Consider the following 19,329-nt stretch of genomic DNA (forward strand, 5'->3'; position numbering starts at 1 on the left):
AGACGGGGCAGGGGCGTGTCGTGAGTCGCCGGCCGCCGCCGGTAACGCTCAGGTCGGTTGCCGAGCATCTGGGGGTGTCGACGGCGACCGTCTCCAACGCCTTCAACCGGCCCGATCAGCTCTCCTCGACTCGTCGCGAGGAGATTCTGGCGGCCGCCCGGGCGCTGGGCTATGACGGCCCGAGCAGCCAGGGCCGCACGCTGCGTACCGGGCAGACCCGCATCATCGCCGTGATGCTCTCTGACGGGCTGGGCTATAGCCTCGGCGACAGCGTGGCCGGCGGCTTTCTGGCCGGCATTGCCGAGGTGCTGGACGATCTCGGCTATCACCTGCTGCTGCTGACCGATGCCGGGCGTACCGACCGGCAGACGCCCTCTCTTAACGGCGTGGCAGACGGCTATCTGATCTACGGCTCGATCCCTGAAGAGGGGACCCTGGCGCTGCTGCGTCATCAGCACCAGCCGCTGGTCACCGTGGACATGCGTCTGCCGGGGCTGGCCTCGGTCCAGATCGATCATCGCGCCGCGGCACTGGGCATTGCCCGCCATGCGCTGGCCGGCGGCGCGCGGCGCCCGGCGATTCTGGCGCTGCGCATGACGCTGGAGGCTCCCGGTGGGCCACTCGAGCGGCACTCGCGCTGGTCGCAGCCCAATTCGGTGGCCATCGAGCGGCTGGCCGGTTTTGATCAGGCGCTGCGCGAGGCCGGCCACGACCCTGACCGGGTGGCGCTGTGGAACGTTGATGGCAACACGTTCGAGGCGGCCGCGCCCGTTATTGAAGCCCTTCTGACCGAGTCCGCTCCGGATCTGTTGCTGTGCATGTCGGATCGCCTGGCGCTGACCGCGCTGAGTCTGGCCGAGCAGCGCGGCATCAGGGTGCCCGAGCAGCTGCGACTGACCGGCTTTGACGGGATTGCCGAGGGCCAGCGCCGCCGCCCCATGCTGACCACGGTCCATCAGGACAGCCACGCCAAGGGCGTGATGGCGGCACGCATGGTGGTCGGTGAGTGGCACGAGCGCGACGTGGTTCAGCCGGTCTGGATCATTCACGGCGATACCTGCCCGCCGACGCCCTGACGCCGGGGCTGTCTTGACCTTCCTTGCCTTCTTCCCGAATGCGTGAGGGCGCCGTTGCGCCTTGTTATTGCGCTGTCGCCTGACGGGGTCGACATACGATCACCTGCGCTGGCGGCCTGTCTGTCATACACCGATCGGTTCGTGCAGCGGTGACGGGCTAATGCCGCTTGAAATAATCATGGCTTCTTGGAATTTTGAATTGTCATAAGTTTTTTTTTGAACGGTTGTTAAACTACGATAGTGTCACCCTGAGTCACAGTCATAAAAACAGCACCGACTGTCAGGACTCTCTTCCAATCTCCAATAATCAATCAGGAAGACACATGAGTGAGACAACGAAAGACAACGCCCCTTCAGGGGACAGACTCAATCCGACCGTTTTCTACGGGTCGTTTATCGGCATCGTGGCGTTTTCGCTGTGGGCGATGATTGCCACCGAACAGGCCAGCGGGGTCATCAACGCCGTACTGGGCTGGATCTCCAACACCTTCGGCTGGTATTACTTTCTGACCGTTGTGGTCTATCTCGGCTTTGTGGTGTTTCTTGGCGTATCACGCTTTGGCAAGATCCGGCTGGGCCCGGAGCATGCCCGACCCGACTTCAACATGTTCTCCTGGTCGGCGATGCTGTTTTCCGCCGGCATCGGCATCGGCGTCATCTTCTTTGCCCTTGCCGAGCCGCTGACCCAGTTCTATACCGCACCCGGCGCCCCTGAAGACCAGGTGGAGGCTGCGCGCTATGCCATGCAGCTCACCTTCATGCACTGGGGGCTGTCAGGCTGGGGCATCTATACGCTGGTGGGCATGTCGCTTGCGTTTTTCAGCTATCGCCACAATCTGCCGCTGACCATTTCCAGCGCGCTCTATCCCATCATCGGCAAGAAAATCTACGGCCCCATCGGCCATGCCGTGGATATCGCGGCGGTGCTGGGCACCGTGTTCGGCATTGCGGCCAGTCTCGGGATCGGGGTGATCCAGCTCAACTACGGGCTGAACTTCATGTTCGGCATTGCCGAGAGCGCCTGGACCCAGACCGCGCTGGTCCTGCTGATCGTGCTGTTTGCCACCATCTCGGCGGTGACCGGCGTGGAGCGCGGTATTCGTCGTCTTTCCGAGTTCAATATTTTGCTGGCGGTAGCGCTGCTTTTGTTCGTGCTGTTCGCCGGCGATACCATCTTTTTGCTCAATGCGCTGGTCATGAACGTGGGCGACTATCTCTCCTCGTTCGTTCGAATGTCGTTTCATACCTACGCCTTTGATCGGCCGATGGACTGGCTCAACTCATGGACGCTGTTTTTCTGGGCCTGGTGGATCGCCTGGGGCCCGTTCGTGGGGCTCTTTCTGGCCCGCATCTCCCGCGGTCGTACCATTCGCACCTTTGTGGCCGGTACCCTGACGCTGCCGATCGCCTTCATGATGATCTGGATGTCGCTGCTGGGAAACAGCGCCATCGACATGACGATCAGTGGCGCCACCGAGTTCGGTCAGCAGGTCATGGATAACCCGCCGGCGGGCATCTATCTCTTTCTGGAGCAGTATCCCTTCCCGGTCATTACAACGATTGCCGTCAGTATTCTGGCGATCATCTTCTTTGTGACCTCGGGCGATTCCGGCGCGCTGGTGCTGTCGAACTTTACCTCGGTGCTCAAGGATGTCAGCAGCGATGCGCCGGTGTGGATGCGCATTCTCTGGTCGGCGGTGATCGGTATTCTGACCCTGGCGCTATTGCTGGCCGGGGGGCTTTCCACGCTGCAAAGTGCGGTGGTGATCACGGGCCTGCCGTTCTCGGTGGTGCTCTTTTTCATGATGGCCGGGCTCTACAAGGCGCTCAAGGTCGAGGCGTTCAAGGAGGAGAGCTATCGGCTGAGCCTGGCGGGGTCGCTTTCCGGTCGCATGGGCAGCAGCCGTGGCGGGCAGGGCAACTGGGAGCAGCGTCTGGACCGGGCGATGAACTTTCCGGATCGAGGCGAGGCGCAGCGCTTTCTCAAGGAGCGGGTGCACCCGGCCATGACGGCCATCAAGGACAGGCTCGACAGCCAGGACGTCGGTGTGTACGTCTGTGGCGGCGAGCAGAACGAGCATGACTATCTCTCGCTCAACGTCGATTTCGGCAACGAGCAGAACTTCACCTACCAGGTCTGGACGCGGGCCTTTGCCACGCCGGCCTTTGCCATGCGCACCAAAAAGGCCTCGGAAAACTACTACCGACTCGAGGTGCATCTGCTGGAGGGCAGCCAGGGCTACGACCTGATGGGCTATACCGAGCAGCAGGTGATCGACGACATTCTCGATCAGTACGAGCGCCACCTGCAGTTTCTGCATCTCAACCGCATGGAGCCCGGCCACATCAACATGCCGGACAGCCCCGAGCAGCCGCCGGTCTAGGCGCATCTGTTGGCAATGCAAAGGGCCCGACCGTCATGGTCGGGCCTTTTTTCATGGCACGAGGCAGGCCGCGTTCGGCCGGGTCAGGCGCCGATGCCCGATCAGGCCCGGGCCGCCGGCCGTGCCAGTACAATGGCAAGCGCTGCGGCCGCGACCAGTGCGATAAAGGCGTAGTGCAGCGTGATGGCCTCGGCCAGAAAACCCAGCATTGGCGGGCCGCCCAGCATGCTCAGATAGCCGAGCATGGCCACCGAGGCAATCGCCCCCGACGGCGACATGGATCGATTGCGCCCGGCCAGGCTCAGAAGACACGGGAACAGGGTCGACATGCCGATGCCGGCCAGTGCAAAGCCGAGCAGGGCCAGAACGGGATCGGCCACGATAATGGCCAGCGTCAGTCCGGCAAGGGCCAGCGCACTGCCGACTTCAAGGGCCCGTACCGCGCCGACCCGGTCCAGCCAGCGATCGCCCAGCAGCCGGCCGACGGCCATGGTGCCGGTAAAGACGGCAAGCCCCAGGGCGGCATGACCGCGCGAGGCGCCAAGGTCGGTGAGAAAAAGCGCCGACCAGTCGGCCATCGAGCCTTCGATGAAGACCACGGCGGCGGCGATGACGCCCAGCAGCCAGACCCGGCCCTTCGGACGCACGAACAACGCCCCGACCGGTCGCTCGGCGCGCGGGGGCGGTGCCAGCAGGTGGCGGTGGCTGATCACAATGCCGATGAGCAAAAAGCCGGCGACCAGCAGCAGGTGCCAGCGCGGCGTCAGCCCCAGCGTGGCCAGAGCGCCGCCGATCAGCGAGCCGGCCATGCCCCCCAGGCTGAACAGGCCATGAAAGGAGGACATGATGGAGCGTCGATAGCGACGCTCAAGCGTGGCCGCCTGATCGTTCATGGCGATGTTGAGAAGCCCCATGCCGGCGCCGAAGACGGCCAGAGCCAGGCCCAGCGTCAGCGGGGAGAGGGCAAACCCGATCAACACTAGCGAGACCACGATGGCGCAGGCCGCCACGCGGGTGATGCGCCGGCTGCCAAAGCGGGTGTTGAGATAGTTCGACAGTAGCGTCAGGCCGAGCGACCCGATGACCGGACACAGCAGCAGCGCGCCGAGCTGGGACTGGGACAGATCGAGCAGGGTGCGAATGTCGGGAATGCGAACCGCCCAGTTGGAAAAGGAAAGCCCGGAGAGGGCAAAAAACCAGGCAATGGCAGCACGGCTGGCGGGCGCGCGTGCGGCAACGCGCTCGGGGTCGTTCATGAGGTACTCCTTGTCAGACGCGATGCGCCGGCAGCCTCCACGGGAAGGACGCATCATTCATCGTTAGCGGGTTCGAGATCGAATCAGCAGCCGCGAGGCGCCCGGCCGGCCGTCTCGCCCTGGCGCTCGCGATGCGTATCGTGTGTCTATCGAGACATGGCAGACATCGCATGGTGAGTCTGCTGGTCGTCGGTCAGGCGCACCAGCGCCTTGAGGACGTCATCCTGCAGCGGCTGTGGCAGTGCCGGCTGCTGGCTGTGCTGCATTGCGCTTGAAAGCTCGTTGTCGCCGAGCACCCGGACATCGGCATTGTCCCTGACCCGCTCGATGCGCCAGCCCGGCAGCACCAGCATGGCCTGGACGGGCACGTCCTGTTTGCAGTCGCGGGTCAGGCGCTCATGCAGCCAGCGCCGGGCGCGCTGCGCCTCGCGCACCGGACGCGCCTCCTCCCGGTCGGGAAAGTGGAGTCGTTCGCCGTCGAGTCTGAGCGTGTGGGCGTTGTCCCGGGCGACCTCAGGGCCGGCCTGTCGAGTCCGCACCAGAAGTGAAAAAATGCCGTGGTCGGTGACCACGACATGGTCGATGGTAAAGCCATCGGCCGGGACATCATGGAAGATGCGAATACCCTGCTGCTGGGTACGCAACAGGTTTTGCAGGTCGTGCGCCACGTTCATGGCACCGGCCAGGCGCAGGCGCAGATTCGAAATTCGGTAGGAAAGTGCCATCATGAAAGCGCCCACGATCAGTGCCGCGATCGTGGTGATCAGTCCATAGATGCTCCATTCAAGCCAGTCCTGATGCGACGAGAACAGCATGCGACCCATGCCGTAGATCAGCGGCGTGATCGCAAGCACCGGCCCCAGAGCGCCGGCCAGAAAGAGTTTGACGCGCGCCTCGGCCAGTCGCTCGCGAAAACGATTGCCGGACTGGCGAAGCCGCTGGCCGGACGGGGAGAAACCGGGCTTGTCCTGAAACAGATGGCGCAGCCCGAGGACCACCACGGCCGTGGCGAACAGGGGGGTCAGAAAGATCAGGGGAAGCAGATATTCCAGCCAGCGCATGACGTCATCCCGGTAGGTTGAGGTTTAGTCTAGCGTTGTGTCGGGTTGGCATCCATGCCCGACAGCGATTTTGCTGTCGTTCGGTCGCCAGGTTGTAAGGAGGGATCATGAGTAGTGCACCGGGTGTCGACGAACAGGCACTGATCGATCTTGTAAGACATCATCCTCGCCTGTGCGTTCTGACAGGCGCCGGGGTGAGTACCGACAGCGGCATCCCCGACTATCGGGACGAAGCCGGGGCGTGGAAGCGACCCCCGCCCATGACCCATCAGGTCTACATGAAAAGTCATCTCGGCCGCCAGCGCTACTGGGCGCGCAGCCTGGTCGGCTTTCGCCTGCTTGCCGGCGCCTCGCCGGGGCGGGCGCACCATACGCTGGCCGCGCTGGAAGCGCAGGGCCTTATCGAAGGGATCATCACGCAAAATGTCGATCGCCTGCATCAAAAGGCGGGCAGCAAACGTGTGGTGGACCTGCACGGTCGCGCCGACCTGGTGCGCTGCATGCAGTGCAATCTGCTGGTGCGTCGCCATGTACTGCATGACCATCTGGCCGAACTCAACCCGGACTGGGTCGGCATGGATGCCGAAATTGCCCCGGACGGCGACGCCTATCTCGATGACGTGGATTTCTCGGACTTTCGGCTGCCGGACTGCCCGCGCTGCGGCCACGGCATTTTAAAGCCCGACGTGGTGTTTTTTGGCGACAACGTACCGCGCGCTCGGCTGAATCGGGCCATGTCGATGCTCGATGACAGTCAGGCGCTGCTGGTGGTGGGATCGTCCCTGATGGTGTTTTCCGGCTTTCGCTTTGCTCGTCACGCGGCGGCCCGGGGTCTGCCGGTCGCCTGCATCAACCGTGGCCACACCCGGGCCGATGCGCTGTACACCCTCAAATGCGAGGCATCCATCGACGAGAGCCTGACCGCCCTGCTGGGCGGGCTGTCAGGCACTCGGCCGTCGCCGGAAGCTACCGGTTGACCGGTGTCAGCGGCACACGCACCTGCTGTGCGGGCGCGCCATCGGTGAGTACCGGCAGGGGTTCCAGCGTCAGATAGCGTGTGTCATCGCCTTCGCGCAGAGCGGCGCTCAGGGCGTAGCGTCGATCGCTGTCGATATGGTGGCGGTCATACTGCAGCATGAACGGCACCGGCCAGCGCCCGTGGGTGTTTTGATCGACCTGGGCGACGGTGGTGCGCCCCTGGGTGACATCCAGCAGGCGAATTTCCAGCCGGGCGTCATCAGCGATCGGCGCCTGCTCGTCGCTGATGGCTTCCCCCGAGAGCGTGGCGAAATCGGGACCGCTGGCGAACAGCGAGCAGCCGCTCAAAAGGCCGGTCAGCAGCAGTGAGGCAGCAAGCAGTGAGGCGCGAAATGAAGGACCCGACATGATCAGCCCCCCGCCAGTTTGACGGTATAGCCGCGCTTTTCCAGCTCGGCGCGCAGGGTGTCGCGATGATCGCCCTGAATCTCGATGACGCCCTCCTTGAGCGCGCCGCCACTGCCGCAGCGCTTTTTCAGCGCCTGCATCAGGGTTTTCAGCGCATCGCCTGGCAGCGGTATGCCATGCAGCGTGGTCACGCCCTTGCCCTTGCGTCCGGCCGTCTCACGTTTGATACGCACGATACCGTCAAGCGATGACAGCCGCGTCTCATCCTGCGCCTTTTGCTCATCGCTTTCGTCGTGCTTGCGCATATCCCCGGTTTCGGTGGAATACACCTTGCGGCTCAACTGATCGCGCAGTGATGACATGGTTCGACTCCCGCTCGCCTCAAGAAGGCCCAAGAATAGCGCAGCCCCGCGACAGTTCGAAACGACGGGAGAGGTCAAGGCGCGAGAAATACAGACCCAAACCGGCCCTTTTCTGCCGATCGATTGCGACCGCGCTGCGTACACTTGCGTTCATTCAATGACGTCGACGTTATCGGCGCACCGGAACACAGATCATTTTTGAGAGGCTACGTCATGCGTCGTATCGCAACCGCTGTCATCACCGGATCCCTGCTGCTGGTCACCAGCACCGCCGCCATGGCAGAAGATCACTGGTCGGTCGCCGGCAGTGCCGGTACGACCGGTCTGGGCGCCAACGTGAGCTGGCGCTTTCATGATCACTTTGCCCTGACCGCCGGCTACAGCGGCTACGAATACAACGACCTTGACCATACCAACGGTGACTACACCTACGATGGCAAGGTCGACATGGATATCTACAGCCTCAAGCTGGACATCTACCCCTGGGTCAACAGCGGCTTTTTCCTGTCCGCCGGTGCGGTCAAGCCGGACGTTCAGATCCGGGCCACGGGACGCTATACGGGTGGCGACAGCTTCGATGACTTTGGCGGCATTGACATCAGCGCTGATGATGCTCGCCTGGATGGTCGCGCCAAACTCTCCGACAACGTCGAGCCCTATCTGGGCATCGGCTGGCGCAACAGCTCAAAGCAGGGTCTGGGCTTCTATGCCGAAGCCGGCGCCTTCTGGATCGACCCGAGCGTCTCGCTGACGCCCCGCGGCAACGCGCTCGACATTCCGGGTGTGCGCCCCATTGCCGAGCGTGAAGCCCGTGACCAGGAAGACGATCTTCGCAGTGACCTGAACAAGTACAACGTCTACCCGGTCGCCGTTATCGGTATCGAGTACACGTTTTAAACCCGATTTCTCGTGAACTTGCCCCGCTCTGCGGGGCTTTTTTGTGGCTGCGAACCTGTATTGTCCTGACATTTACTGCCAGGTTCGCCGTTTTTTAATTATCTGATCTATAAAGCAAAATTTTGATGCTGACCGGTGCAGAAGTCCTGAGTGCTGACTGTTGGAGCAGGTTCGCCGAATCAGGAGGCTTTTTTAAGCCACCTCAATGATTTATGAAGAAGCAGTCGCGGCCCGCACGGCCGCGCGGATTGAAACTTTTTGACGTGCATGACGTAAACCTTCTCGCGGGCGTCGCGGCCCGCACGGCCGCGCGGATTGAAACTACCCGTCAACAGGGAGACCGAAAAAATGAACGAGTCGCGGCCCGCACGGCCGCGCGGATTGAAACGAAACTGTGCCGGGACATCGCGGCGATAGCAATGGTCGCGGCCCGCACGGCCGCGCGGATTGAAACACCAGCCAGGGCAAGGGCAGGGCGGGTGATCACGCGTCGCGGCCCGCACGGCCGCGCGGATTGAAACAAATTCGGAACGCATCAAACTACACGGAGGGCGAGTCGCGGCCCGCACGGCCGCGCGGATTGAAACGCCCACAATGTCTTGCGTACGCTGCAGGCGCTGGGTCGCGGCCCGCACGGCCGCGCGGATTGAAACATCAGGGCGCGACGCTCGCTACGCGGCATGCCAAGTCGCGGCCCGCACGGCCGCGCGGATTGAAACATGCCATGCGCTCCAAAAGCGGGCGAGGCATTGCGTCGCGGCCCGCACGGCCGCGCGGATTGAAACACGCCCACAAGGGAACCATCAGCGCCCTGCGCCGTCGCGGCCCGCACGGCCGCGCGGATTGAAACGTCATCAACACCGATCGCATCGAGCAGACCCAGGGTCGCGGCCCGCACGGCCGCGCGGATTGAAACCCTGACGGTTCCTGACGGTTCCGTGTCCCGTTTTTGTCGCGGCCCGCACGGCCGCGCGGATTGAAACAGCACCGTACCCTCGCCCATGGACGCCTTGATGGGTCGCGGCCCGCACGGCCGCGCGGATTGAAACTCTTGCGTAGAGCACAGCGCTGTGTGGAACGCGTCGCGGCCCGCACGGCCGCGCGGATTGAAACGCCGACGACATCGACACCGTCATAATCCCGCTGCGTCGCGGCCCGCCCGGCCGCGTGGATTGAAACCGGCCGGCATATACCGCACCGTCAGACAGCGCATGTCGCGGCCCGCCCGGCCGCGCGGATTGAAACAGCGCAGCCAAGCGTATTGCGTGGGAAATTCACGTTCCGGCCCTTACGGATTGTTGCATTCAAGAGTCTATGCGAGGGTCCAATGGTATGAGGGCATTCGGCGAAAACGAGACGTTTTGCCAGCCACTTCGAGGTATTGTCAGATCGTATATTCGATAAGGTTTACGTAACCATTTAATCGGTATTGCGCTGACAATGTTCTTTTACGCTCATAGCACTGAGGCTGGCGACCAGCATGACTGGCAGCGCCTGGTTGATCACCTGGAAGCTGTGGCGGCACTGGCGAGCGTACGCGCGAATCGCTTTGGTATGGCGGAGGCTGGCCGGGTGGCCGGGCTGCTGCATGATCTGGGCAAGTACAGTCCTGAATTCCAGCAACGGTTACAGGGCGCAAAAAAACGTGTGGATCACTCCACGGCTGGCGCCATTGTAGCGCGCGAGCACTTTCCGGACGGCGTCGGCGATCTGTTGGCCTATGCCATTGCAGGCCACCATGCCGGCCTTGCCAATGGGCGTGATGACGGGGAACGTACCCCGCTGACACAACGCCTGCAGGCGGAGCTGCCTGCGATAAGCGATGAGTGGCAGTCTGCATTTTCTCTCCCTGAGCAGCTCAGGCCACCGGCGGCTTTTGAAACAAGGCCTGATCGCGGCTTCTTTCAGTTGGCCTTTCTCGCCCGCATGCTTTTCTCCTGTCTGGTGGATGCCGATTATCTAGAGACCGAAGCCTTCTATGCGCGGGTATCGGGTGAGCCGATATCGCGCGGTGGCGGGCCCGCCCTGTCCATGCTTCGCGATGCCCTGAACACCCATCTTGAGACCTTCAAGGCAGACAGTGACGTCAATCGATTGCGTTGCGATATTCTCGGGCATGTGCGGCAGCAGGCGGTTCTGACGCCAGGGCGATTTACGCTGACGGTGCCCACCGGCGGCGGCAAGACGTTATCTTCTCTGGCCTTCGCGCTGGATCATGCCCTCGCCCACGGTATGGATCGCGTGATCTATGTCATTCCCTTTACCAGCATCGTCGAGCAGAACGCGGCCGTTTTTCGCCACGCGCTGGAACCTTATGGCGAGGCGGCGGTGCTGGAGCACCACAGCGCCTTTGATACTGATGACGGCCACCGTGACCGCGATAGCCGAGACAAGCTCCGGCGGGACAGCGAGAACTGGGATGCGCCCATTGTGGTCACCACGGCGGTGCAGTTTTTTGAAAGCCTGTTCGCCGCGAAAACCTCGCGCTGTCGCAAACTGCATAACATCGCACGCAGTGTGGTCATCCTCGATGAAGCCCAGACCATGCCGCTTTCTCTTCTGAAACCAAGTGTTGCGGCACTCGATGAGCTGGCCCGCAACTACCATGCCAGTGTCGTACTGTGTACGGCGACCCAGCCGGCGCTTGCCGAAACCGATGATCCCGAACGCAGTTTTACCGGCGGTCTGCGTAACCTGCGCGAGCTCGCGCCGGATCCCGAGCTTCTCTATCGCCAGCTTGAGCGGGTCACCGTGCATCATATCGGTACGCTTGATGATGAAGCGCTGCGAAGGGAACTGCTGGATATCGAGCAGGTACTTTGTATCGTCAATAACCGGCGTCATGCACGCGCGCTGTTTGAATCCATTGCGGATCAGCCGGGGGCATTTCATCTCACCACGGCCATGTGTGCCGTTCATCGCCGTCAGGTATTGACCAACATTCGCAAGGCGCTGTCTGCTGGCCACCCCTGTCGGGTGATCTCGACCTCCTTGATCGAAGCCGGCGTCGATGTCGATTTCCCCCGCGTGCTGCGTGCCGAGGCGGGTCTTGATTCGATCGCCCAGGCCGCAGGACGCTGTAACCGGGAAGGCAAGCGTGCCGCTGCAGACAGTGAGGTGCGCATTTTCGTCACGCTCAACGAGGATTGGACGCCGCCGCCGGAATTGAGGCAGTTCGCTCAGACCACACGGGAAGTACTGCGCAGCCACGGCGATGATCCGCTGTCGCCCGCCGCCATCGAAGCCTATTTCCGCCTGCTCTACTGGCAACAGGATCAGACGCTGGATCGACACGGCCTGCTGCCGATGATCGAGCAGGGACGTCTGGATGGCCTGCCTTTTGAGACGCTGGAGCAGAAATATCGTCTGATCGAGAACACCCAGCGTAGCGTCATTATTCCCTTTGATCAGGATGCAAGAGAGGCGATCAACCGGCTGTCATGGGTCGAGACCGCAGGCGCCGTGGCGCGTGCGCTACAGCCCTATACCGTACAGGTACCGCAGCAGGGTTTTCGTGCGCTGGAACAGGCCGGCGTGATTGCTGCCGTCGAGCAGGAGAAGTTCGGCGAGCAGTTTGTGGTGCTGCTCGACGAGCATCCCGGTGAGCTGAACGACAACCTCTACAGCCAGCAATCAGGCCTGAACTGGCAGGAACCAGGCTTTCGAGCAGCCGAGTCAAACCTGTGGTGAGCGTATCGACCGTTAATGAAACCATTTCGAGGATCCATCAATGAGCATCGGTGTCCGGCTGCATATCTGGGGCGAGCGAGCCTGTTTTACCCGACCGGAGCTGAAAACCGAACGGTTTTCCTATGATGTCATCACGCCCTCGGCCGCCCGCGGCATTCTGGAAGCCATCCACTGGAAACCGGCCATCCGGTGGTGTGTAGACCGCATTCATGTGCTCAAACCCGTGCGTTTTGAATCGATTCGCCGTAACGAGGTAGCCGGCAAGCTGCCTGCGGGGACGGTCAGCAAGGGGATCAAGAGCGGACGTGTTGATGAGGTGCATTACTTCGTCGATCAAAATCGCCAGCAGCGTGCCTCGACCATTTTGCGGGACGTGGGCTACGTCATTGAGGCCCATTTTGAGTTCACCGCACGTGCTGATGACAGCGACACGCCCGGCAAGCACCTGGATATCTTCAATCGCCGTGCCCGGAAGGGGCAGTGCTTTCACATGCCGTGTCTGGGCACGCGAGAGTTTCCCGCCAGTTTTGAGCTGATCGAGCAGGATGACCAGATGCCCTCGATCAATGATGCACTCTGTGGTGAGCGCGATCTGGGCTTCATGTTGCATGATATCGATTTCGCCAATGGCAAAACGCCACGCTTTTATCGCGCCCGCATGCACGATGGCGTCATCGATGTCCCGCCCTTTGCGGAGGCGCTGGCATGATCCTTTCCAGACTCAATGCGTATTACCAGCGTCTGGCCGAGCAGGGCAGGGTGCCAGCTCCCGGGTTCAGCAGTGAAAAGATCAGCTTTGCGCTGGTGTTCTCTCGCGATGGCGTGCCGCTGCAGATTGACGATCTGCGCGACACTTCCGGCAAAAAGCCGCGGCCGCGCTCGATGCAGGTGCCGGTCGACAAGCGCCGTACTTCGGGTATCCATGCTTATGGGCTGTGGGACAAGACGGCTTATGCACTGGGAGTCACCGCAGGCGAGGGCAAGCGTCTTGCTGAAGAGCATGACGCTTTCAGGACACGTCAGCGAGAACTGCTGGCGGGAAGCGAAGCATTGGAACTCAACGCTTTTCTCGGATTGATGGAAGACTGGGCGCCTGATCAGCTAAAGGCCCTTGCCGGTTATAGCGACGACGTACTGGACAGCAACGTGGTCTTTCGTCTCGACGGTGAGCGGCATTTCCTGCATCAGCATCCCGAGGCGCAGCAGCGCTGGGCAGCGGCGATGGAAAGCGATGAAGGTGTAATGGGGCAGTGTCTGGTCACCGGGGAGGTAGCACCACTGGGTACTGGCCATCCTGCAATTCGAGAGGTTAATGGGGCCCAAAGTTCGGGGGCCTCGCTCGTTTCTTTTAATAGCGACGCCTATGAGTCCTATGGCCAGAAAGGGCAGGCCAACGCGGCCATTTCGAAAAAGGCCATTTTTGGATACGCCACGGCGCTTAATTACCTGTTGCGTCGCGACAGTGACAACCACCAGCGTCTGCAGGTCGGCGACGCCACGGTCGTATTCTGGGCCAATGCCGGGGACGCTGCTCAGGCCGAGAAGGCGGAAACCTTTTTCTTCTCCATTCTCAATGAGCCTCCCACCGATGAGCAGGAAGCCGCTCGCCTGAAAACGGCGCTTGAGCGCATCGCGCATGGCAGCGCGCTGGCAGATACCGATCTCGGCCTGCAGGGAGACACCGAATTTTTTGTACTCGGGCTGGCACCGAATGCGGCGAGGCTTTCCGTGCGTTTGTGGTGCGTCAACACGCTGGAGCAGCTGACGCGTCATGTCGCACAGCATCAGCAGGACCTGGCGCTGACGCCGTCACCCTGGAAAGGAGCGCTACCACCACTGTGGCGGCTGTTGTATGCCACCGCCCCCAGCCGCGACGGCAAGGCAAAAGCCGAAGATATTCCACCCCAGCTGGCCGGTGAAATGGCGCGAGCCATTTTTACCGGTCAGCGCTATCCACAGTCGCTTTTGAGTCATCTGGTCATGCGCTTTCGCAACGATGGCGACATCAGTGGTATTCGCGTTGCGCTTTGCAAGGCAGTCCTGTCCCGAACTACACGCCTTGCGTCATCTTGTCTTTCATCTCTGGAGGTTCCCGTGAGTCTCGACCCGCACTCTACCCACCCCGGCTACCTGCTCGGGCGGCTTTTTGCCGAGCTGGAGCGTGCTCAGCGCGGTGCGCTGGGCGATAAGCTCAATGCCACCATTCGTGATCGCTATTACGGTGCGGCTTCAGCAACACCGGCCAGTGTGTTTCCAATGCTTTTGCGCAACGTACAGCACCATATTTCCAACATGCGCAAAAATGAAAAGGGTGGGTTGGCTACCGTCATTGAGCGTGAAATGACCAGCATCATTGGTGGACTGGGGGAGCGCTTTCCCAAAAGCCTCAAAATCGAGGACCAGGGGCGTTTTGCCATCGGGTACTACCACCAGACACAGGCACGTTTTGCCAGGCGCAATACCGATACCTCAACAGAAGACGCCACCACACAGGGAGAAGAGGCATGACTGCCATCGCCAACCGCTACGAATTCGTCCTGCTGTTCGATGTGATCAACGGCAATCCCAATGGCGATCCGGATGCCGGCAATCTGCCACGGCTGGACCCCGAGACCAACCAGGGGCTGGTGACCGATGTCTGTCTCAAGCGCAAGATCCGCAATTATGTCGCGCTTGAAAAGGAAGACGAGGCTGGACATGCCATCTACATGCAGGAAAAGTCGGTCCTTAACAATCAGCACAAAAAGGCCTACGACGCGATCGGGCTCAAGCATGAGGCCAAGAAGCTGCCAAAGGATCAGGCGAAGGCACGCGAACTGACCGGCTGGATGTGTGACAACTTCTTTGACGTACGCACCTTTGGTGCCGTGATGACGACCGAGGTCAACTCCGGTCAGGTACGCGGGCCGGTTCAGCTGGCGTTCGCCAGTTCGATTGATCCGGTCGTGCCGATGGAGGTTTCCATTACGCGCATGGCCGTGACCAACGAAAAGGATCTTGAAAAAGAGCGCACCATGGGGCGCAAGCACATCATTCCTTACGGTCTTTACCGCGTGCACGGCTATGTCTCGGCAAAGCTTGCAGAGCGCACCGGCTTTTCAAAAGACGATCTTGAACTGTTGTGGCGCTCGCTGATCAACATGTTCGAGCATGACCGCTCTGCTGCGCGCGGCGAGATGTCGGCGCGCAAGCTGATTGTCTTCAAGCATGATCATGCGATGGGCAATGCCCCGGCGCACCGCTTGTTTGACAGCGTTACGGTCTCGCGTGTTGAAGGGGAGGCGGATACACCGGCACGGCGCTTTCAGGATTACGCGGTGGATATCGACCGCGAGGCCATCCCCGCTGGCGTCAGCGTCGAAGAACGGCTGTAACCTGTTCTTATGGAAGATGACATCCGCCTGATACCGCTGTCGGCATTGCAGCATTACCTGTTCTGCCCGCGTCAGTGTGCGTTGATTCATCTCGAGCAGCAGTGGGCAGAGAACCGCTATACCGCCGAGGGGCGCATTCTTCACGAACGTGCCGATCGTCCTGGGCTTGAGCGGCGCCGTGGTGTACATACCGCCATGGCACTACCGTTGGCGCATGAAGCGTTGGGGCTGACCGGTGTGGCGGATGTGGTGGAGTTCGATGAGCGACAGGAGCCCATGGCCATTCGTCCGATCGAGTACAAGCGCGGTCGACCCAAGGCGCATCGCGCTGATGAAGTTCAGCTTTGTGCGCAGGCGCTCTGTATTGAAGAGATGCGAGACGTGGTCGTGCAGGAAGGAGCACTTTTTTACGGGAAAAGCCGTCGTCGCAAAACCGTCGATTTTGATGAGACGCTCAGAGCCCTGACGCTGGAGGTTATTGACGGCGTACGCCGACTGTTCGAAACCAATATCACGCCTCTGGCAGTCTATGAGGCAAAACGCTGCGATCAGTGCTCGCTGATCGAGCTTTGTCAGCCACAGGTCATGGGCAAACAACGTTCAGCCGGGCGATGGCTGGTACGCCAGCTTGAGAATCTCGGGGACGACTGACCATGCGACGCCAGCTCAATACGCTTTATATCACGACCGATGGCGCCTGGATGAAGAAGGAGGGTGCCAATATTGTGATGCAGGTAGATGGCAAGGAGCGTGCCCGACTTCCAATCCACATGCTGGAGTCACTGGTCTGCTTTGGACGTGTGCTGGTGTCGCCACCATTGATGGGCTTTTGCGCCGAGCAGGGCGTTACCATCACGCATCTCTCACCGCAGGGGAAATTTCTGGCCCGCATCGAAGGACCGGTCTCCGGCAATGTTTTACTCAGGCGCACCCAGTACAGGGTCAGTGATAACCATGAGCGCTGTATTGAAGTGGTGCGCAGTTTTTTGATCGGCAAGGTACACAATCAGAGGGCCGTTCTGGCGCGCGGTTTGCGAGACTACGGCGCAAAGCTTGAAGAAGGGCCTCGTTTACAGCTCGAGCAGGCGCGCAAACGGATGAGTCGTATTGCCCGCAATCTTCTACATGCCGAGTCGACAGATACGCTTCGCGGGCTGGAGGGCGAGGCCGCACAGGTTTATTTCAGTATTTTTGATCATCTGATCCGACATGACGGCGAAGGCTTTCGCTTTAACGGCCGCAATCGTCGCCCACCACGAGATCGCATCAATGCGCTGCTGTCCTTTTTCTACACGCTGTTAACGCACGATTGCCGTTCGGCGCTGGAAGGCGTGGGGCTTGATCCGGCTGTGGGCTTTTTACATCGTGATCGACCCGGGCGCCCAAGCCTTGCTCTGGACATGGCAGAAGAGTTTCGACCGCTTCTGGGCGATCGCCTTGCGCTGTCACTAATTAATCGACGTCAGCTAAGAGAAAAGGATTTCGCGGTTGCCGAAAGCGGTGGCGTGACATTAACAGATGACGCGCGAAAGACCGTGCTAACGGCCTATCAGGAGCGCAAGCGCGAAGAACTGCATCACGCTTTTATCGATGAAAAATCGCCGATCGGCATGCTGCCCCATCTTCAGGCGCAGTTGCTGGCACGACACCTGCGTGGCGACCTGGACGCCTACCCACCCTTTCTCTGGAAATAAAGCGGAGTGCTGCATGCTCGTACTGGTCAGCTATGACGTTAGCGTGACTTCGGAAGGCGGTACTCGTCGGTTACGACGTGTCTCAAAAGTGTGTCGGGACTTTGGCCAGCGCGTACAATACTCCGTTTTCGAAATCGAGGTCGACCCGGATCAATGGGTCAGACTGCGCCAGACGCTGATCGACATGATCGATGATGAGGTCGACAGTCTGCGCTTTTATTTTCTGGGCCGTAACTGGCAGCGACGTATTGAGCATATCGGTGCCAAACCTGCCCTGGACATGAACGGCCCACTGGTTTTCTAAACCTTCTGCCTTTCTCTGCGAACCGCAAGCGTTCCGCTTTTTCCCGTCAGGTTCGCAGCTCTTTAACATCCTGATTGTTAATTACTTGAACGATGTTTTGAAAAGTACTTTGCCTTGAGAGGGCGTGCTCGTATCGGGTTCGCCAAAATCGGGGGCTTTTCTCAATTCCGACAATGCGTTATGAGTAGGCAGTCGCGGCCCGCATGGGTCGCGCGGATAGAAACTGCGGCTCGACAGACAACGCACCTGGCGTCGATGGTCGCGGCCCGCATGGGTCGCGCGGATAGAAACCTGGACGCTTATGAACAGGCCAGCGCCGGCAAGGGTCGCGGCCCGCATGGGTCGCGCGGATAGAAACAGTGGCTACGGCAGCGTGTTCGGCAATGCCGACAGTCGCGGCCCGCATGGGTCGCGCGGATAGAAACACTGGCATGATCAGATATAGCGTGCTGGTACAGGTCGCGGCCCGCATGGGTCGCGCGGATAGAAACGTCATCGACGTGCGCTACTGCATCGGGCGACTCGGTCGCGGCCCGCATGGGTCGCGCGGATAGAAATCCGCCGCAACGATGCGCTCGAGGGACGGGCAGACAGTCGCGGCCCGCATGGGTCGCGCGGATAGAAACCTGGCCAGCAGGGCAAACACGAATGCAGGGAGGTGGTCGCGGCCCGCATGGGTCGCGCGGATAGAAACAATGCGCGTTTCGTCACCGGAACCGTAGGCCAGAGGTCGCGGCCCGCATGGGTCGCGCGGATAGAAACGATATTACGGCGACCGTCGAATTTGACCCAGACAAGTCGCGGCCCGCATGGGTCGCGCGGATAGAAACTGGAAGAAGGTGGTATAAGAATCGAAGCGCCAGACGTCGCGGCCCGCATGGGTCGCGCGGATAGAAACTCGAACGGCATTCGCCCCTGCACGTATCGCAGCCGTCGCGGCCCGCATGGGTCGCGCGGATAGAAACGTGCAGCGTGCGGAGAACGTTCATCGTCTGTACCTGTCGCGGCCCGCATGGGTCGCGCGGATAGAAACGCGGCCAAATCTGCGTGCTATCGACCACATCGAAGGTCGCGGCCCGCATGGGTCGCGCGGATAGAAACAGCGCCGCGCTGCGCATGCTGGCGTATGGCCTCGTCGCGGCCCGCACGGGTCGCGCGGATAGAAACTACGACAACGAGCAGTGGAGCGCCGAGGACCGCGTCGCGGCCCGCACGGGTCGCGCGGATAGAAACTATGCACTAGCTAGAGCTCAGCCCTTGTATTGGCAAGTCGCGGCCCGCACGGGTCGCGCGGATAGAAACATGCCGGCCTCGGCCACCATGACCTTGCCGGCAGTCGCGGCCCGCACGGGTCGCGCGGATAGAAACCCGCTCATGCCCAGGACGATCGGCACGTTCGTGTCGCGGCCCGCACGGGTCGCGCGGATAGAAACTGACTGGATTATCAAAGAGATTGAAGGTCAGCGGGTCGCGGCCCGCACGGGTCGCGCGGATAGAAACAGAAACCTTGCGCTCAAGGATGGCGTTAATCTCGTCGCGGCCCGCACGGGTCGCGCGGATAGAAACAATGCAGCGACTGCCAACCTAATATCTGCTGAGTCGCGGCCCGCACGGGTCGCGCGGATAGAAACTCGGACTCGGACAGCAGCGCGTACCGGCGACCGCGTCGCGGCCCGCACGGGTCGCGCGGATAGAAACTGCACGACCAACCACACGCCGACCTGACCGCCGTCGTCGCGGCCCGCACGGGTCGCGCGGATAGAAACTTGGGCTCGTCGTCCGGCGTGACCGCGCAAACGAAGTCGCGGCCCGCACGGGTCGCGCGGATAGAAACGCCCACTTGTT

The 19,329-nt window shown here is 61.2% G+C and carries 15 protein-coding genes and 2 CRISPR repeat arrays (1 of these 17 only partly in view); of the genes, 11 read left to right on the forward strand and 4 right to left on the reverse strand.

Annotation, left to right across the window (positions count from 1 at the left end):
- Positions 1-20: 20 nt before the first annotated feature.
- Both ACXMYO_RS15100 and betT read left to right on the forward strand, forming a co-directional pair.
- Positions 21-1,076 (forward strand): LacI family DNA-binding transcriptional regulator, encoded by a 1,056-nt coding sequence (locus tag ACXMYO_RS15100; RefSeq protein ID WP_457809321.1) that lies wholly within the window; start codon positions 21-23, stop codon positions 1,074-1,076.
- A gap of 323 nt (positions 1,077-1,399) precedes the next feature.
- Positions 1,400-3,460 carry a choline BCCT transporter BetT gene (gene betT / locus ACXMYO_RS15105; protein WP_457809322.1) on the forward strand — a complete coding sequence of 687 codons (2,061 nt, stop codon included), beginning with the start codon at positions 1,400-1,402 and terminating at the stop codon, positions 3,458-3,460.
- 101 nt (positions 3,461-3,561) lie between these two features.
- Here the strand turns inward: betT and ACXMYO_RS15110 are convergent, their stop codons facing one another.
- The gene (locus tag ACXMYO_RS15110) at positions 3,562-4,716 is read right to left on the reverse strand and encodes an MFS transporter (protein WP_457809323.1); all 1,155 of its coding nucleotides are present in this window, start codon (positions 4,714-4,716) and stop codon (positions 3,562-3,564) included.
- Between the two features lie 146 nt (positions 4,717-4,862).
- Positions 4,863-5,777, reverse strand: coding sequence for a nuclease-related domain-containing protein (locus ACXMYO_RS15115; RefSeq protein WP_457809324.1), 915 nt, complete (start codon positions 5,775-5,777; stop codon positions 4,863-4,865).
- A 107-nt stretch (positions 5,778-5,884) separates the two neighbouring features.
- On the opposite strand from ACXMYO_RS15115, the gene ACXMYO_RS15120 reads away from it, so the two are divergent.
- Positions 5,885-6,754, forward strand: coding sequence for an NAD-dependent protein deacetylase (locus tag ACXMYO_RS15120; RefSeq protein ID WP_457809325.1), 870 nt, complete (start codon positions 5,885-5,887; stop codon positions 6,752-6,754).
- On the opposite strand, the gene ACXMYO_RS15125 is transcribed toward ACXMYO_RS15120, so the two are convergent.
- Positions 6,744-7,163, reverse strand: coding sequence for a YbaY family lipoprotein (locus ACXMYO_RS15125; RefSeq protein ID WP_438765763.1), 420 nt, complete (start codon positions 7,161-7,163; stop codon positions 6,744-6,746). The two genes, ACXMYO_RS15120 and ACXMYO_RS15125, sit on opposite strands and share 11 nt — an antisense overlap.
- 2 nt (positions 7,164-7,165) lie before the next feature.
- Entirely contained in the window at positions 7,166-7,525 is a 360-nt protein-coding gene (locus tag ACXMYO_RS15130) for a translation initiation factor (RefSeq protein WP_438765765.1), read from the reverse strand.
- A gap of 213 nt (positions 7,526-7,738) precedes the next feature.
- On the opposite strand from ACXMYO_RS15130, the gene ACXMYO_RS15135 reads away from it, so the two are divergent.
- From ACXMYO_RS15135 to cas2, 8 genes are all read left to right on the forward strand, one after another.
- Positions 7,739-8,422 carry a hypothetical protein gene (locus ACXMYO_RS15135; protein ID WP_457809326.1) on the forward strand — a complete coding sequence of 228 codons (684 nt, stop codon included), beginning with the start codon at positions 7,739-7,741 and terminating at the stop codon, positions 8,420-8,422.
- Positions 8,423-8,645: 223 nt separating this feature from the next.
- Positions 8,646-9,667: a CRISPR direct-repeat array (repeat unit 32 nt; unit sequence GTCGCGGCCCGCACGGCCGCGCGGATTGAAAC).
- A gap of 195 nt (positions 9,668-9,862) precedes the next feature.
- Positions 9,863-12,112 (forward strand): CRISPR-associated endonuclease Cas3'', encoded by a 2,250-nt coding sequence (locus tag ACXMYO_RS15140; protein ID WP_457809327.1) that lies wholly within the window; start codon positions 9,863-9,865, stop codon positions 12,110-12,112.
- Between the two features lie 40 nt (positions 12,113-12,152).
- On the forward strand, positions 12,153-12,821 hold the full coding sequence (gene cas5c / locus ACXMYO_RS15145; RefSeq protein WP_457809328.1) for a type I-C CRISPR-associated protein Cas5c: 669 nt from the start codon (positions 12,153-12,155) through the stop codon (positions 12,819-12,821).
- Positions 12,818-14,620, forward strand: a complete 1,803-nt coding sequence (gene cas8c / locus ACXMYO_RS15150; RefSeq protein ID WP_457809329.1) for a type I-C CRISPR-associated protein Cas8c/Csd1 — start codon at positions 12,818-12,820, stop codon at positions 14,618-14,620. Before cas5c ends, cas8c begins: the two co-directional genes overlap by 4 nt.
- On the forward strand, positions 14,617-15,486 hold the full coding sequence (gene cas7c / locus ACXMYO_RS15155; protein ID WP_457809330.1) for a type I-C CRISPR-associated protein Cas7/Csd2: 870 nt from the start codon (positions 14,617-14,619) through the stop codon (positions 15,484-15,486). Before cas8c ends, cas7c begins: the two co-directional genes overlap by 4 nt.
- Positions 15,487-15,495: 9 nt before the next feature.
- A complete protein-coding gene (gene cas4 / locus ACXMYO_RS15160) occupies positions 15,496-16,137 on the forward strand; it encodes a CRISPR-associated protein Cas4 (protein ID WP_457809331.1) in 642 nt (213 codons plus the stop codon).
- A 2-nt stretch (positions 16,138-16,139) separates the two neighbouring features.
- Positions 16,140-17,180 carry a type I-C CRISPR-associated endonuclease Cas1c gene (cas1c, locus tag ACXMYO_RS15165; RefSeq protein ID WP_457809332.1) on the forward strand — a complete coding sequence of 347 codons (1,041 nt, stop codon included), beginning with the start codon at positions 16,140-16,142 and terminating at the stop codon, positions 17,178-17,180.
- Positions 17,181-17,193: 13 nt separating this feature from the next.
- Positions 17,194-17,484, forward strand: coding sequence for a CRISPR-associated endonuclease Cas2 (cas2, locus tag ACXMYO_RS15170; protein WP_457809333.1), 291 nt, complete (start codon positions 17,194-17,196; stop codon positions 17,482-17,484).
- 191 nt (positions 17,485-17,675) lie between these two features.
- Positions 17,676-19,329: a CRISPR direct-repeat array (repeat unit 33 nt; unit sequence GTCGCGGCCCGCACGGGTCGCGCGGATAGAAAC); it runs 124 nt beyond the window's last position.

Source organism: Kushneria sp. EE4 (assembly GCF_977968315.1).